This is a genomic window from Pseudomonas sp. 273 (genome assembly GCF_029201425.1).
Taxonomy (GTDB): Bacteria; Pseudomonadota; Gammaproteobacteria; order Pseudomonadales; family Pseudomonadaceae; genus Pseudomonas; species Pseudomonas delhiensis.
In genome coordinates, this window is record NZ_CP116775.1 from 1,546,653 (window position 1) to 1,561,538 (window position 14,886).

The window sequence follows — 14,886 nt, forward strand, 5'->3', positions numbered from 1 at the left end:
AGGAGCGGACTCTGTCCGCGATTTGGCGGATAACGCCGTAGGCGTTATGCGCCCTACGCCAGACGTAGGGCGAATAACCGTTCGCGGTTATCCGCCGTTTGCCGTGCGACCGGGGCGTCCGGCGTGGCGGGGACCAATCGCGGACGGAGTCCGCTCCTACAACGGTGCTTCCTGGAACCGTAGGAGCGGACTCTGTCCGCGATCATGGCGGATAACGCCGTACGGGGAGCCCGGGAGCTTCGCGGTTTCGCATCACGCCGAACGGTCCCCTCTCCCGCTTGCGGGGGAGGGTTAGGGAGGGGGCCGAGTCAGGGTTCGCGAGCAAGCTCGCTCCTACGAAGAGCAGTGCCGCTCTTGATTTTGGATTTCCAGAGAAACAACCGAGCGCACCGGAACGCCCCTTCAGAAGGCCGAGCGAAACCGGCGCTCAGGAGGTCATGCGACATGGATGTCGCGAGAGCCCCGATGGGCTACAGGGACGTACCCTCGGGGCGGGCCTCCGTGGCGGGGGAGTTCGTGAGGGTAGCCCGGCTTTATCGGGCCCGTATGCGGGGCAAGCCTTTTTGGTTACTTTTGTGGCGATTGACAAAAGTGACTCGCCCGAGGGGGCGAAACAAGAAACATCAACGCACTCGGAGCGGCGCGCTACACCCAAGCCCGACGTCTTTTCAATGACGAGGGATGGAGATCGGAGCACAGGCCCAAGGTTCGCGAGCAAGAACTAGGCGTCCCCCTCGCTCCTACGAAAAGCGGGGCCCCATCATGTAGGAGCGGGCCCTGCCCGCGATTTCGCGCGCAGGGTGCGCTCCTACAGGGGAACGGCGCGGATGGGGCAGACCCTGCCTCAACGCCGGCCGAACACCTCGTCCAGGTGCCTGTGGTAGCGCGCCACGTCCGCCTCGATGTTCGGCTCCTTCATCACGTTCACGCAGAGGAAGGTCGGCAGCGGGCTCATGCCGAGGAACTGGTTGGCCTTGTGGAAGGGGAAGTAGACCGCATCCACGCCCTTGCCCTCGAAGAAGTCGCCGGGGTCGTCGAAGGCCTGCTGCGGGGCGTTCCAGGTCAGCGAGAGCATGTAGCGCTTGCCGTGGATCAGGCCGCCGCTGCCGTACTTCTGCGAGGCGTCGGAGCGGGTGCGGCCGTCGTTGGCGTAGAGGCTGCCGTGGCCGGCGGTGAAGACTTCGTCGAGGTACTTCTTCAGGGTCCAGGGCGCGCCCATCCACCAGCCGGGCATCTGGTAGATGACCGCGTCGGCCCAGAGGAACTTCTGCACCTCTTCCTGAATGTCGTAGCCGCCGTCGATGAAGGTTTCCTTCACGTCGAAGCCGGCGTGGTCGAGGTGGGCCAGGGCCGCCTCGTGCAGGGTGGCGTTGTACTGGCCGTTGGAGTGGGCGAACTGCTTGCCGCCGTTGAGCAGGAGGATGTTTTTCATGGCAGGGGCTCCGAAAGCTGTGGATGGCCGGCAGGATAGCCGGGGCCCGGGGCCGGAAAAACCGGCCCCGCGGCAATTGATTTGTGCTTTCAGCTCACGAATCGGGGCCCGGCGTTGCTCCAGGTCATGCAATCGCCGGCGGCCCGGCCACCGGCGATGCCGGGGGCGTCAGACGGAGCGGGGCACCAGCTTGCGGCAGCTTTCCTTGCGGCTGGGGTACTGCTCGCACTTGCGCAACACGAACTGCACCTGGTCGTCGGCCTTGAGCTGACGGTTGGCCAGCAGCTTCTCGGTGATGAACAGTTCTTCCGAGCCCAGGTTGCGCTCGGCCTTGTCGATCATCGTCAGCGCCGCCTGCGGGTCGTTGCGCTTGAGGTGGTAGCTGATCATCAGGTCGTAGATCGACGGCCCGGCCAGCGACCAGTCCTGGATCGACTCCAGGTCGGCCAGCGCCGCGCGGCCGTCGCCGCGGTCCAGGTGGACGTTGAAGGCGGCGCGGCGCACCCCGGGCTGGTTGCCCACCGGCGAGGCCAGGGCGCGGGCGATGAAGGCCTGGGCCTGGGCCGGCTGCTTCTGCTCCAGCGCCGCGGTGGCGGCGTAGGCGTCCTTGTAGCCCTGCAGCGAGGCGCGCACCGTCGCCGAGTCGCGCACCTGCGGCCAGCTGCGCCGGTCGACCCGCGCGCGGGCCTGCTGGCGGTACTCGCGGTGCAGGTACTTGCGCAGTTCCTCGTCGCGGTCGGTGGGCGACATGTGCGAGCGGGTGAAGTATTGCCCGGTGGCCGAGATGGCCGTGCCCAGGCCCTGGTCGAGCAGGGTGTCGAGCTCGCGGCTGAAGCGGTTCAGGTCGAACTGCTGCAACGATTCCTGCATGGCGCCCTGGCGCGCCTTGAGGAAGCCGCCGAGCAGCGGTTCCTGCTTGCCCTGGAAATCGCCCAGGCGCTGCAGGCTGACGCTGGCGGCGCGCGGCGCGTAGCCGGCGCGGATCATCAGGTCGGTGCCCAGCAGGTCGGCCTGGTCTTCCTGGGTGCGGCCCCAGGCGGTGCTCCAGACGTTGTCCGAGAAGCTGTTGGCCAGGGCGGTGTAGAGCAGCGTATTGCCGATGGTCTTCCGGGTGCCCAGCGGGTCCTTGCTGACCAGCCTGAGCCGGCCGGTGCTGCGGTCCACGCCGGTGTCCGCGGCCACCGCGGCGACCACCACGGTGGTGGCGACGTTGAGCATCAGCTCCTTCTGCTGCTGGAACGCGGCCAGGCGGTCGTGGTGGCGCAGCAGCACGTGGCTCATCTCGTGGCCGAGCATGGCGGCGATCTCGTCCTCGCTCTCGACGTTGTCGAGCATGCCCAGGGGCACGAAGAGGGTGCCGAAGGGGTCGGCCGAGGGGCCGAAGGCATAGCTGTCGGTGATGCGCACCTGCAGTTTCGGCGCCTCGCCCGGCCAGCCCTTGGCCAGGCGCTCGACGATGCCCTGCAGGTAGGCCTGCAGCTCGGGGATCTGCACCAGGTTCTGCTGGCGGATCTCGCTGGCCGGCAGGGTGCGGCCGTCGAAGCTCAGGCGCTGCTGGCTGGAGCGTTGCGGGTCGAGCCGGTAGTACTCGCGGACCTCGGCCTGGTCCAGGTAGTGGCCCTGCACCCGCGACTGGGTGGAGGGGCCGATCAGGTTCAGCGCCGCCTTGTGGGCGCCGTCGAGGGTCTGGCAGCCGGCCAGCAGGGCGAGCAGCGGCAGGGCCAGCAGCGGGGTCTTCATGCGCGCCGCCCTCACTTCTTGCACCCGGCGCCGAAGCCGATGGTGGAATTGTTCTGCTGGTCCTCGGCCTGGCTGCGGGTGAGTTTCCCGCAGGGCAGGTCGACCACGTGCAGCGGCGGGTCGACGCGCACCGCCATGCTGTCCAGCCAGACCTTCTGCCCGCTCACCTCGACCTCCACCAGGTCCAGTTCCCTGTCGTACTGCAGCACCGGCAGCGCCTGCTGCGGCAGGCTGGCGCTGGGCACCGCGCGCTGCAGCTTGCCCTGGTCGTCGAGCAGTTCCACCGTGTCGTCGAGGTAGCCCACCACCTGGCTGGCGGCGAACAGGCTCTGGCTGAACAGGGCGCAAAGCAGGAATAGGGAGGTCTTGCTCATCTCTGGACTCCTTGAGTCGGGCGGTTTCCGAAGCCTCATCAGGCGTTGCGCCCGAGGCGTTCCTGGATCTTCTCGGCGAACAACGAAAGCGACAGCAGGAGGATGCCGAGCACGTTCACCGGGGTCATGTTCAGCCGGTACAGCGCATAGCTCAGCGCCGCCAGCAGCAGGGTCATGAGCGCAAGGCCGGCCAGCGGCGAGCGCAACCAGGGGTTGTGCGGCCAGCGCCCGGCGGGCCGCGCCTGGAGGAACTTGAGCAGGGCGATCAGGCCGAGCAGGGCGAGCTGCGCCAGGTCCAGCGGGTTCACCGAGCCCAGGCTGAAGTCGGCCAGCGCCGGTGGGTCGCGGTAGTAATGCGGGCCCCAGGCGATCAGGTTGTCCAGGGCCATGGCGTGCAGGTATACGCCGGGGATCTTGCCGTGCAGCGGCGACAGGGTGAGGTCGCCGGTGCCGGCGATGCTGGCGCCGACCAGCACCAGCTTGCCGCGCAGCAACTCGCGCAGCAGGGCGCGGTCCTCGTCGGCGGTGGCTTCCAGGTCGCTGGCGGTCAGCGTCAGGCTGTACGGGCAGGTGGCCTGGGCCGAGTTGCCGAGCTTCCAGAACATCGCCTGGAGCATCTGCCGGAACACCCCGGGGGCGCTGCAGTGGCCGATGGCCGAGATGTGTTCCTGCAGCGGCGAGAGCTTCAGGCCCCACTGCAGGGCCATGGCCGGCAGTTGCGCGGCAGCCTCGGCGTCGGCCGGCAGCGCCGGGCAGGCGTGGCGCCGGCAGTATTCGCGGTACAGGCCCAGGGCCGGGCTTTCCAGGGGCCCCAGCGGGGTCTGCAGGGCCAGCGGGTACTGGTCGCCGAAGCCGCTCCAGGACACCAGCGCCGGGCGGCTGACCGCGGCGAAGCGCGGCAGCGCGTTGACCGCGCCGTCCACGCCGCCCGGCAACCCGGTGTTGGCCAGCAGCAGGGCGATGTCCTGGCGCTGGTAGCGCTCGAACACGTTGGCCAGCAACCGGCTCTCCATCAGCGGCTGCTGGCCGGGCACCGCGCGGGAGTGGTCATGGCTGTACAGCAGGTCGACGAACACCGCGCCGGGCTGGTAGGCGAGCAGGCGCTTGAACAGCTTGCTCTGCTCGCTGTAGGGCAGCGGCCAGTAGGCCTGGTGGCGTTGCAGGTAGGCGTCGTCGACCAGCAGCACCACCACCTGGCGCTGCCCGCTGTCCGGGTAGCGCTCGGCGAACAGGCGGTTCAGCCAGCGCGCCGAGGCGGCGTTGGAGGAGCTGGCCAGGCCGAAGGGGTCGCACAGGGCGATGAAGGCGACCGCCAGGCCGAAGAGGATCGGGCGGGCATAACGCGAGACGAAGGACGTGACCGACTGCAACCTGGCTTCCCTGCACATGGCGATTCATTGGCGTCATTTTGCCATCATTGTTTCGTGATGTGAAAGTGCCATCTATTCGCCGGGCGCCCGGGGTGCGCCAGGGGGCAGCGAAAACCCGCGGGATCGCGCATCATGTCCGCCAGTCCACCAAGGGGAGCCTTACATGCGCGTGTTGCCGTCCGTTCTGCGATGCCTCCTGCCGTCCCTGGCGCTGCTGGCCGGCGCCGGCCATGCCGTGGCGGCCGAGCCGCTGCTCGAAGCCATCAACGTCTACCGCAGCCAGCCGCAGGCCTGCGCCGGCCGGGCCAGCGAGGCGCTGCCGCCGCTGGGGCAGGACTCGCGCCTGGTCCTGGCGCCGGGCATTTCCGACTGGCAGTCGGCGCTGAAAGCCACCGGCTACCCGATGAGCAGCGCGCGCATGCTCAGCCTCAGCGGGCCGAAGGACGCCCAGGCGGCCATGGCGGCGTTGCAGGAGAGTTTCTGCCAGGTGCTGCTGGACCCGCAGTTCATCGAGGTCGGCGTCAGCCGCCAGGGCAACGACTGGCGCGTGGTGCTGGCGCGGCCGCTGCTGCAGGGCAAGCTGGGCGACTGGCAGGCCGAGGGGCAGAAGCTGCTGCAGGCGGTCAATGCCGCGCGCGGGCAGGCGCGCCAGTGTGGCGGGCAGGGCTTCGCCAAGGCCGCGCCGCTGAGCTGGAACGCGGTGCTGGGCAGCGTGGCCGAGGAGCACAGCCGCGCCATGGCCAATGGCAACTACTTCTCCCACCTGGACCGCGACGGCCGCACCCCGGGCGACCGCGCCGAGCTGGGCGGCTACAGCGCCGGTTCCGTGGGCGAGAACATCGCCGCCGGGCAGGGCACCGCGAATGCCGTGGTGCAGGCCTGGCTGGCCAGCCCCGGCCACTGCGCCAACCTGATGAGCCCGCAGTACCGCGAGCTGGGCGCCGCCTACGCGGTGGACCCGAAGAGCGACGCCGGCATCTACTGGACGGCGATGTTCGGCGCGCCCTGAGCGCGCCTCAGGCGAGGCTGCGCTGCAACTGCTCGATGGTGTCGCCGAGGCTGCCCAGGTACTGGCGGCGCACCTGCTCGACGCTGCCCTGGTCCTGTGGCCAGTGCAGCGCGACGCTGCCTAGCAGGCGTTCGCCGGCGCGCACCGGCAGGGCGATGGCGCGGATCAGGAAGGGCAGGCGCACCGAGTATTCCCAGTGGCCTTCGGTGCGTTCGCCGAAGCCGCGGTGGTGCGCGCGCTCGTGCAACTGCAGTAGTTCCTCGCCTTGCAGCGCGTGGCGTTCGGCCAGGTTGCGCACGTACTGCTCGTCCAGCGCCGCGAGGCAGGCCTGGCCCATGGCCGAGTGGAACAGGCTGGCCTTGAGCCCGACGATCATGCGGTTGCTCGGGTAGCGCTTGCGCAGGCGCTCGGGCACCGAGCTTTCCATCACCCGCAGGTCGGCGCCGTCGAAGAACGACAGGTCGGCCACCAGCCCGGTGCGTTCGCTCAGCGCCTTGAGCAGCGGCGCGGCTTCCTCCACCAGGCGCCGGCTGCGGCGCTCGTCGGCGTCGCCGAACAACCGCCGCGAGCTCAGCCGGTAGCGCCGGTCGCACAGGCCGCGGTAGAGCCAGCCCTGCTCCTGCAGGGTGTGCAGCAGGCGCGAGACGGTGGCCTTGGGCAGGGTAGTGAGGTAGTGCAGTTCCTCCAGCCCCAGGGAGCCGTGTTCGCCGAGCAGCTCGACGATCGCCAGGGCGCGCTCCACCGAGCGCACCGTGCTGCCTTCCTCTTTCCCTTGCATCGCCGTTCCCCATGTACCCAGTGCCGTCGGCAATGGGGAGGCAGGATGCGTGCCATGCCCGAGCGGGCCGCGCGCCTCAGCGTTCATCGAGCAGCGCCGGCGGCCGCCGGGCGACCCAGCGCGTCTGCCGTTCGTGGGCGTGGGCCAGTTGCAGCACGGCCAGGTCCGCCTGCGCCGGGCCGAGGATCTGCACGCCCATGGGCAGCCCGGCGGGGTTGAAGCCCACCGGCACGTTCATCGCCGGCAGCCCGGCGAGGGTGGCGCCGATCACCACTTCCATCCAGCGGTGGTAGGTGTCCATCGGGCGGCCGGCGATGGCATCCGGCCATGCCAGTTGTGCATCGAAAGGGAACACCTGGGCACTGGGCAGGAGCAGGTAGTCGTAACGCTCGAACAGCTTCTGCAGGGCGCGGTACCAGTCGCTGCGGTCCAGCGAGGCCTGGTAGACGTCGGCGGCGCCCAGGCCCAGGCCCGACTCCACTTCCCAGATCGCCTCCGGCTTGAGCTGGCGGCGCAGCGCCGGGTCGGCGTAGGCCGGGGCCAGGCTGCCGGCCACCAGCCACTGGCGGTGCACCAGCCAGCAGTGCCACAGGCGCGCCATGTCGTAGTCCGGGCGGCAGGGCTCGACCTCGGCGCCCAGGGCGCGGAAGTCCGCCAGGCCCGCCTCGCACAGTTGCAGCAGCCCCGGCTCGGTGGCCAGGTAGCCGTCGAAGTCGCCCAGCCAGCCGATGCGCGCGCCGCGGAAGTCGCGCTCCAGCGGGCCGTCGAGGTCGTCGCCGCCGCGCAGCGACAGGGGCGCGCCCGGGGCATGGCCGGCCTGGGTGCGCAGCAGCGCCGCCACGTCGGCCACGCTGCGGCCCATGGGGCCTTCCGTGGCCAGCTGCTGGACGAACAGGTCGTTGGACGGGCCGAAGGGCACGCGGCCCTGGGACGGGCGCAGGCCGTAGACGTTGTTGAAGGCGGCCGGGTTGCGCAGCGAGCCCATCATGTCGCTGCCGTCGGCCACCGGCAGCATGCGCAGGGCCAGCGCCACCGCGGCACCGCCGCTGCTGCCGCCGGCGCTCAGGCGTGGCTCGTAGGCATTGCCGGTGATGCCGTGCACGGCATTGTAGGTGTGCGAGCCCAGGCCGAACTCGGGCACGTTGCTCCGCCCGACGAAGATGGCCCCGGCCCGGCGCGCGCGTTCCACCACGTAGGCGTCGTGGGCGGTGACCTGGCGGGCGAACAGCGGCGAGCCCATGCTGGTGACCAGCCCGGCGCAGGCCGCCAGGTCCTTCGGCGCCTGGGGCATGCCGTGCAGCCAGCCGCGCCAGTGGCCGCGGGCGAGCAGGCGGTCGTGCTCGTCGGCCTCGCGCAGCAGTTCCTCCGCGGGGCGCAGGGACACCAGCGCGTTGACCCGCGGGTTGTAGCGGTCGATCTGCGCCAGGTAGGCCTGCATCACCTCGCGGCAGCTGACCTGGCGGCTGCGGATGGCTTCCGACAGCGGCAGCGCGTCGAGGGCGACGATGTCCTCGTCGAGCGGGGTGGCGTGGGGCGCGGTCATCACGGTCATTCAGAGGCTCCGGGCAGTGGGGGAAAGGGTAGCGCGGGCGCGGCGGCGGGCCAGCGCCTCGGGGGCGCCCTCGCGCAGGAAGGCCAGGGCGAACAGGCCGATCAGCGAGGCCGCCAGCACGTACCAGGCCGGCGCCACCGGGGTGCCGCCGACCTGGGTCAGCCAGGCGACGATGAACGGGGCGAAGCCGCCGAACAGCATCACCGCCACGTTGTAGGCCAGGGCCAGGCCGGTGGAGCGCACGCGGGTGGGGAACTGCTCGGCCACCGCGGTGGGCGCCGGGCCGTAGCTGATGCCGATCAGGCTGCACAGCACCAGCTGCATCACCAGCAGGTTGCCGATGCTCGGCGCGCCGGCCACCCAGGCGAACAGCGGGTAGACCAGCAGGGTGAAGCCGAGCACCCCGGCGAACAGCACCGGGCGCCGGCCGTAGCGGTCGGAGAGGGCGCCGGCGACGGGGATGATCAGGGTCATCAGCGCCACCGCCAGCATCTGCACCATGAACACCTGGTCCAGCGGCAGGCCGAGCTGGGTGTGGGCGAAGGTCGGCATGTTCACCAGCACCACGTAGAAGGCCACGGTGCCGTTGATGGTCGAACCCATGGTCACCAGCACCGCGCGGCGGTGCTCGCGCAGCACCTGGCGCAGGCCCACGGGTTTTTCCTGGCTGCTGGCGCGCACGAAGTCCTCGGTCTCCTCCATGTGCCGGCGCATCCACAGGCCCACCGGGCCGATCAGCAGGCCGAGCAGGAAGGGCACGCGCCAGCCCCAGGCGTCCAGCGCCTCGGGCGACAGGTTGTGGGTGACCAGGGCGCCCATGCCGGCGCCGGCGAACACCGCCAGGCACTGGCCGAACAGCTGCCAGGCGCCGTACAGGCCGCGGCGGTTGGCCGGCGCGGATTCCACCAGGAAGGCCGTGGCGCTGGCGTACTCGCCGCCGGTGGCGAAGCCCTGCAGCATGCGCGCGATGACGATCAGCGCCGGCGCGCCCACGCCGATGGCGGCGTAGTCGGGGGCGAAGGCGATCAGGGCGATGGCCACCGTCATCAGCGCGATGATCAGCTGCATGGCCGCCTTGCGCCCCTTGCGGTCGGCGTACATGCCCAGCAGCACGCCGCCCACCGGGCGCATGAAGAAGCCCACGCCGAAGGTGGCCAGGGCCATCAGCAGCGAGGCGTAGGCGCTCTCGGCGGGGAAGAACAGCCGGGCGATCAGGCTGGAGAGGAAGCCATAGACGATGAAGTCGTACCACTCGAGGGCGTTGCCGATCACGGCGGCCGCCACCTGGTGGTTGCGCGACACGGCGCGGGAAGAGGTCTGCATCACGGGTGCTCCTGGCGCGCCCGGGGCGGGCGCGCGGCTGGGTGAGGGAGGTGGCAGGGGGAAGGGCGCTCAGGGGCGCAGCCAGCGCTCGGCCAGCGCCGCCCAGTAGGCGGCGCCGCGCACCAGGATGGCGTCGTTGAAGTCGTAGGCCGGGTTGTGCACCATCGCCCCGGCGCCGTTGCCGATGAACAGGTAGCTGCCGGGGCAGCGCTGGAGCATCCAGCCGAAATCCTCGCTGCCCATCACCGTGGGCGCCTCGCGCACCTCGTCGGCGCCCACCAGCTCGAGGCCGACCTCGCGGGCGAAGGCGGTTTCCGCTGCCGTGTTGACCAGCACCGGGTAGGCCGGGCGGTGCTCGACCTGCACCGTGCAGCCATAGCTCTGCGCCTGGCTGTGGATGATCGCCTTGACCCGCTCCAGCACCTGTTCGCGCACCTTGGCGTCGAGGGCGCGCAGGCTCAGGCGCAGCAGCGCCTGCTGGGGGATGACGTTGGCCGCCTCGCCGGCCTGCAGCGCGCCGACGGTGACCACCGCCGCCTGTTGCGGGTCGACGTTGCGCCCCACCACCGTCTGCAGCGCCATCACCACGCTGGACGCCGCCACCAGCGGGTCGACGCTCAGGTGCGGCATCGAGCCGTGGCCGCCGACGCCGTCGATGCGAACTTCCAGCAGGTCCTGCGAGGCCATCATCGGCCCGCTGCGGAAGCACAGGTGGCCGGCTTCCAGCCCCGGCATGTTGTGCATGCCGAACAGCGCGTCGCAGGGGAAGCGCTGCAGCAGGTCGTCCTCCAGCATCGCCAGGGCGCCGCCCTGGCCTTCCTCGGCGGGCTGGAAGATCAGTGTCAGGCTGCCCTGGAAGTTGCGCGTGGCGGCCAGGTAGCGCGCCGCGCCTAGCAGCATCACGGTGTGCCCGTCGTGGCCGCAGGCGTGCATGCGCCCGTGGTGGCAACTGCTGTAGGGCAGGCCGGTGGCTTCCTCGATGGGCAGCGCGTCCATGTCCGCGCGCAGGCCCAGGCGCCGCGGCGAGTCGCCGTTGCGCAGCACGCCGACCACGCCGGTGCGGCCGACGCCGCGGTGCACCTCGTAGCCCCACTGGCCGAGCAGGTCGGCCACCAGGTCGGCGGTGCGGCGTTCTTCGAAGCCCAGTTCGGGGTGGGCGTGGATGTCCTGGCGCAGGGCCTTGAGTTCGTCGGCGCTGTCGTTCAGCCAGGCGAGGATGTGAGCGTGGAGGGACATGTGGGGCTCTCCCGGGGTAGCCGGACTGGAGTCCGGTCTTGTTGGCGGTTACCGGCGGCGGGGCCGCCGGCTCGGATGGCTACCAGCAAAGCGCGGGCGCCGTGACGGGGCAATGCGCGGTGGTTCCACCCTGTGGAACCGCGCGCGCTCAGAAGTGGTAGTAGATGCCGATGGCCAGGCTGGACGGGTCGTCGCCGGCCTGCTCGACGGGGATGCCGGCGTAGCTCACGGCGGCCTGGCGCTGGTTGTCGATCAGCGCCACACGGCCGTACAGCGCCAGGTTCGGGCGCAGGAAGTGGTCGTAGCCGAGCATCACCCCGGTGGCGTCCTGCTCGCCGCTGTCGACGTTGCGCCGGGTGGCCACCAGCCGCGCCAGGTCGCGCTCGCCCACCGGCAGCATGAAGCCGAGGGTCCAGGCGGTCATGCTCGGCGTGCCGGGGTAGTCCACGTCCTGGCGCTGCCAGGTGAGGTTGGAGGAGAAGGGGCCGAAGTCGTAGAACGCCGAGGCGCTCTTGAAGGCGTTGTGCGTCTGCCGGCTGCGCCCGCCGTCGTCCCACGGGTCGCTCAGGTAGTCATTGTAGGAGCCGAGCAGGATCAGCCGGCTGTCGCGGTACTGCAGGCTCACGCCCTTGCCGCGCACGGTCTTCCCGGCGCTGGCGGCGTCGTCGAAGCCGAAGGTCATGGCCGTGCCGACGCTGAAGCCGTGGTAGCTCGGGGTGGTGTAGGCGAGGGTGTGCTTGGGCCGCACGTCCAGGTAGTACGCGCCCTTGCCGCGCGGCGGCAGGGTGAGGAAGGTGTAGGGCGAGCCGTACACGGCGAGGAAGGGGTCGGCGTAGGTCGGGGTGCTCATGTTGTAGGTCTTGCCGAATTCCAGCTTGCCGTAGTGGCGGGTGCGCAGCGCCACCAGCGCCAGGCGCAGCGCGCCGACCTGCTTCCAGTGCTGGTCCAGGGCCTGGCCGTTGAGGTTGAAGCCTTCCTCGACGTCGGCCTCCAGCACCGTGTCCTCGTCCAGCGCCTTGCGCAGGTACAGGCCCAGCTTGTTGGTCCAGGCCCCGCCGCCCTCCAGGCGCCAGCCGGAGTGGTGGCCGGAGTCGTGGTAGTCGGCGAAGGCGTCGAGGGTCCCGTAGACCCTGGCCTTGTCGTCGAAGCCCTTGTCCACGTTGTAGTAACCGAAGCCCGAGGCGATGCGGGCGATGCCGGGGAAGCCGTCGGCCTGGGCGGCCAGGGGCGCGGCCAGCAGGGCGACGAGGGGGAACAGCGACTGCTTGCTGAGTGGGGTGTGCACGGCGCGGATTCCTGATTCTGGTTGTTGTTCGCGGGGTCCGCCTGTCCCCTTGGCGGGACTGTCGGCGCGTTTTCAGCAGAATCCGGAGAGGGCCCGGCGGGCAATGCACAGCGGTTCCATGGCGCGGAACCATTGGCAGGCTGGGTCAAACGTTACGCTCAGGTTAACGATCATGCGCCGGGCTTGATTGATGCCCCCGCCGCCGGGTCCCTAAGGTGCGTCCACGACAGCAGCGTTCGTGGAGGTACCGATGATCCAGACATCCCCCCGCCCCAGTGGTCGCGGCGCCGCGCCGAGAAGGCGCGCCGCCTCGAACGGGTGCGCCACCTGGCCGACGGCGCGGTGCTGCCGCGCGAGCACCTGGTGCGGGCCCTGGAGGCGCTGATCGCCCCGGGCGACCGCGTGGTGCTGGAGGGCAACAACCAGAAGCAGGCCGACTTCCTCTCGCGCAGCCTGGCCCGGGTGGACCCGGGCAAGGTCCACGACCTGCACATGATCATGCCCAGCGTCGGCCGCCCCGAGCACCTGGACCTGTTCGAGCTGGGCATCGCGCGCAAGCTCGACTTCTCCTTCTCCGGCCCGCAGAGCCTGCGCATCGGCCAGCTGCTGGAGGACGGGCTGCTGGAGATCGGCGCCATCCACACCTACATCGAGCTGTACTCGCGCCTGGTGGTGGACCTGATCCCCAACGTCGCCCTGGTCGCCGGCTTCGTCGCCGACCGCGAGGGCAACCTCTACACCGGCCCCAGCACCGAGGACACCCCGGCGCTGGTGGAGCCCACCGCCTTCAGCGACGGCATCGTCATCGCCCAGGTCAACCGCATCGTCGACGACCCCCGCGACCTGCCGCGGGTGGACATCCCGGCGAGCTGGATCGACTTCGTGGTCGAGGCCGACCGGCCGTTCTACATCGAGCCGCTGTTCACCCGCGACCCGCGCCACATCAAGCCGGTGCACGTGCTGATGGCGATGATGGCGATCCGCGGCATCTACGAGCGGCACAACGTGCAGTCGCTGAACCACGGCATCGGCTTCAACACCGCGGCCATCGAGCTGATCCTGCCCACCTACGGCGAGTCCCTGGGGCTGAAGGGCAGGATCTGCCGGCACTGGACGCTCAACCCGCACCCGACGCTGATCCCGGCCATCGAGAGCGGCTGGGTGGAAAGCGTGCACTGCTTCGGCACCGAGCTGGGCATGGAGCGCTACATCGCCCAGCGCCCGGACGTGTTCTTCACCGGCCGCGACGGCTCGCTGCGCTCCAACCGCATGTTCTGCCAGCTGGCCGGGCAGTACGCGGTGGACCTGTTCATCGGCGCCACCCTGCAGGTGGACGGCGACGGCCATTCCTCCACCGTCACCCGCGGCCGCCTGGCCGGCTTCGGCGGCGCCCCGAACATGGGCCACGACCCGCGCGGCCGGCGGCATTCCACCCCGGCCTGGCTGGACATGCGGCCGGAGCCCGAGGCCCTGCTGGCGCGCGGCAAGAAGCTGGTGGTGCAGATGGTCGAGACCTTCCAGGACGGCGGCAAACCCACCTTCGTCGAGCAGCTCGACGCGGTGGAGGTGGCGCGCAAGGCCAACATGCCGCTGGCGCCGGTGATGATCTACGGCGACGACGTCACCCACGTGCTCACCGAGGAAGGCATCGCCTACCTGTACAAGGCGCGCTCGCTGGAGGAACGCCGGGCGATGATCGCCGCGGTGGCCGGCATCAGCCCCATCGGCCTGCGCCATGACCCGAAGGAGACCCAGCGCATGCGCCGCGAAGGGCTGATCGCGCTGCCCGAGGACCTGGGCATCCGCCGCGCCGACGCCAGCCGCGAACTGCTCGCGGCCAAGAGCATCGGCGAACTGGTCGACTGGTCCGGTGGCCTGTACGAGCCGCCGGCGCGCTTCAGGAGCTGGTGATGGCCCAAGCCTACGAACTCGAACCCCGCGTCGGCCTGGGCGAATGCCTGGCCGACCTGGCGGTGGACGCGCTGATCGACGAGGCCGAGCTGTCGCCCAAGCCGGCGCTGGTGGACCGCCGCGGCAGTGGTGCGCATAGCGATCTGCACCTGGGCCTGATGCAGGCCTCGGCGCTGAGCCTGTGGCCGTGCTTCCAGGCCATGGCCGAAGCGGCGCGGGCCCATGGCGAAGTCGGCCTGCCGCTGCGCGAAAGCCTGGGCCGCCTGGGCCGCGAAGGCGAGGCGGAGATGCTGCGCACCACGGCCGGGGTGAACACCCACCGCGGCGCCATCTGGGCCCTGGGCCTGCTGAGCGCCGCCGCCGCCCTCGACACCTCGCAGCCGCAGGCCGAGGCGGTGGCTGCCCGCGCCGGGCGCATCGCCCTGCTGGCCGACCGCGCGCAGCCGCAGTTGAACAGCCACGGCGACAAGGTGCGCCAGCGCTATGGCGTTGGCGGCGCCCGCGAGGAAGCGCAACTGGGCTTCCCCCGCGTGGTGCTGCACGGCCTGCCGCAACTGCGGCGCAGCCGCGCGGCCGGCGCCGGCGAGCAGAACGCCCGGCTCGACGCGCTGCTGGCGATCATGGCGGTGCTGGACGACACCTGCGTGCTGCACCGCGCCGGCCAGCCCGGCCTGCGCGCCATGCAGGGCGGCGCGCGGGTGGTGCTCGACGCCGGCGGCAGCGCCACCCTGGCCGGGCGCCGCGCGCTGCGCGAGCTGGACCGCGCGCTGCTGGCGCTCAACGCATCCCCTGGCGGCGCCGCCGACCTGCTGGCCGCCTGTCTCTTTCTGGATCGCCTGCCCGCCGCGCTCGGCGGGTGGGCCGGGAGCCTCTGAC

At 70.7% G+C, this 14,886-nt stretch carries 12 protein-coding genes; 3 read left to right on the forward strand and 9 right to left on the reverse strand.

The window, feature by feature from the left end; all coding sequences use genetic code 11:
* Window positions 1-844 precede the first annotated feature (844 nt).
* The 4 genes from PKO50_RS07530 to PKO50_RS07545 all read right to left on the reverse strand — a co-directional run bounded on the left by PKO50_RS07530 (window position 845) and on the right by PKO50_RS07545 (window position 4,916).
* Window positions 845-1,432 (reverse strand): NAD(P)H-dependent oxidoreductase, encoded by a 588-nt coding sequence (locus PKO50_RS07530; RefSeq protein WP_275629263.1) that lies wholly within the window; start codon window positions 1,430-1,432, stop codon window positions 845-847.
* A gap of 168 nt (window positions 1,433-1,600) precedes the next feature.
* Window positions 1,601-3,172 (reverse strand): M48 family metallopeptidase, encoded by a 1,572-nt coding sequence (locus tag PKO50_RS07535; RefSeq protein WP_275629264.1) that lies wholly within the window; start codon window positions 3,170-3,172, stop codon window positions 1,601-1,603.
* An 11-nt stretch (window positions 3,173-3,183) separates the two neighbouring features.
* Window positions 3,184-3,546 carry a hypothetical protein gene (locus tag PKO50_RS07540; protein ID WP_109934780.1) on the reverse strand — a complete coding sequence of 121 codons (363 nt, stop codon included), beginning with the start codon at window positions 3,544-3,546 and terminating at the stop codon, window positions 3,184-3,186.
* 38 nt (window positions 3,547-3,584) lie between these two features.
* Window positions 3,585-4,916, reverse strand: coding sequence for a CHASE2 domain-containing protein (locus PKO50_RS07545; RefSeq protein ID WP_275629265.1), 1,332 nt, complete (start codon window positions 4,914-4,916; stop codon window positions 3,585-3,587).
* Window positions 4,917-5,079: 163 nt separating this feature from the next.
* Between PKO50_RS07545 and PKO50_RS07550 the strand changes: the two genes are divergently transcribed.
* The gene (locus PKO50_RS07550) at window positions 5,080-5,925 is read left to right on the forward strand and encodes a CAP domain-containing protein (RefSeq protein WP_275629266.1); all 846 of its coding nucleotides are present in this window, start codon (window positions 5,080-5,082) and stop codon (window positions 5,923-5,925) included.
* Between the two features lie 7 nt (window positions 5,926-5,932).
* Here the strand turns inward: PKO50_RS07550 and PKO50_RS07555 are convergent, their stop codons facing one another.
* The 5 genes from PKO50_RS07555 to PKO50_RS07575 form a co-directional block, all read right to left on the reverse strand.
* A complete protein-coding gene (locus tag PKO50_RS07555) occupies window positions 5,933-6,703 on the reverse strand; it encodes a helix-turn-helix domain-containing protein (protein ID WP_275629267.1) in 771 nt (256 codons plus the stop codon).
* A 76-nt stretch (window positions 6,704-6,779) separates the two neighbouring features.
* Window positions 6,780-8,246: an amidase gene (locus PKO50_RS07560; protein WP_275630438.1), complete on the reverse strand. Its 1,467-nt coding sequence runs from the start codon at window positions 8,244-8,246 to the stop codon at window positions 6,780-6,782.
* Window positions 8,247-8,255: 9 nt separating this feature from the next.
* Window positions 8,256-9,578 (reverse strand): citrate-proton symporter, encoded by a 1,323-nt coding sequence (locus PKO50_RS07565; protein ID WP_089394901.1) that lies wholly within the window; start codon window positions 9,576-9,578, stop codon window positions 8,256-8,258.
* Between the two features lie 69 nt (window positions 9,579-9,647).
* Complete coding sequence (locus tag PKO50_RS07570; RefSeq protein ID WP_275629268.1) at window positions 9,648-10,814, reverse strand: M20 aminoacylase family protein; 1,167 nt, start codon at window positions 10,812-10,814, stop codon at window positions 9,648-9,650.
* Window positions 10,815-10,962: 148 nt separating this feature from the next.
* On the reverse strand, window positions 10,963-12,072 hold the full coding sequence (locus tag PKO50_RS07575; protein ID WP_275630439.1) for a porin: 1,110 nt from the start codon (window positions 12,070-12,072) through the stop codon (window positions 10,963-10,965).
* A 288-nt stretch (window positions 12,073-12,360) separates the two neighbouring features.
* On the opposite strand from PKO50_RS07575, the gene mdcA reads away from it, so the two are divergent.
* Both mdcA and PKO50_RS07585 read left to right on the forward strand, forming a co-directional pair.
* Window positions 12,361-14,010, forward strand: a complete 1,650-nt coding sequence (gene mdcA, locus PKO50_RS07580) for a malonate decarboxylase subunit alpha (RefSeq protein WP_275630440.1) — start codon at window positions 12,361-12,363, stop codon at window positions 14,008-14,010.
* Entirely contained in the window at window positions 14,010-14,885 is an 876-nt protein-coding gene (locus PKO50_RS07585) for a triphosphoribosyl-dephospho-CoA synthase (RefSeq protein WP_275629269.1), read from the forward strand. Before mdcA ends, PKO50_RS07585 begins: the two co-directional genes overlap by 1 nt.
* The last annotated feature ends 1 nt before the right edge of the window (window position 14,886 follow it).

Bases quoted from the DNA above. Each gene is read 5' to 3' on its own strand.
- PKO50_RS07530 (WP_275629263.1), bottom strand. From the start codon at position 1,432: ATGAAAAACATCCTCCTGCTCAACGGCGGCAAGCAGTTCGCCCACTCC.
- PKO50_RS07535 (WP_275629264.1), bottom strand. From the start codon at position 3,172: ATGAAGACCCCGCTGCTGGCCCTGCCGCTGCTCGCCCTGCTGGCCGGC.
- PKO50_RS07540 (WP_109934780.1), bottom strand. From the start codon at position 3,546: ATGAGCAAGACCTCCCTATTCCTGCTTTGCGCCCTGTTCAGCCAGAGC.
- PKO50_RS07550 (WP_275629266.1), top strand. From the start codon at position 5,080: ATGCGCGTGTTGCCGTCCGTTCTGCGATGCCTCCTGCCGTCCCTGGCG.
- PKO50_RS07555 (WP_275629267.1), bottom strand. From the start codon at position 6,703: ATGCAAGGGAAAGAGGAAGGCAGCACGGTGCGCTCGGTGGAGCGCGCC.
- PKO50_RS07560 (WP_275630438.1), bottom strand. From the start codon at position 8,246: ATGACCGCGCCCCACGCCACCCCGCTCGACGAGGACATCGTCGCCCTC.
- PKO50_RS07565 (WP_089394901.1), bottom strand. From the start codon at position 9,578: ATGCAGACCTCTTCCCGCGCCGTGTCGCGCAACCACCAGGTGGCGGCC.
- PKO50_RS07570 (WP_275629268.1), bottom strand. From the start codon at position 10,814: ATGTCCCTCCACGCTCACATCCTCGCCTGGCTGAACGACAGCGCCGAC.
- PKO50_RS07585 (WP_275629269.1), top strand. From the start codon at position 14,010: ATGGCCCAAGCCTACGAACTCGAACCCCGCGTCGGCCTGGGCGAATGC.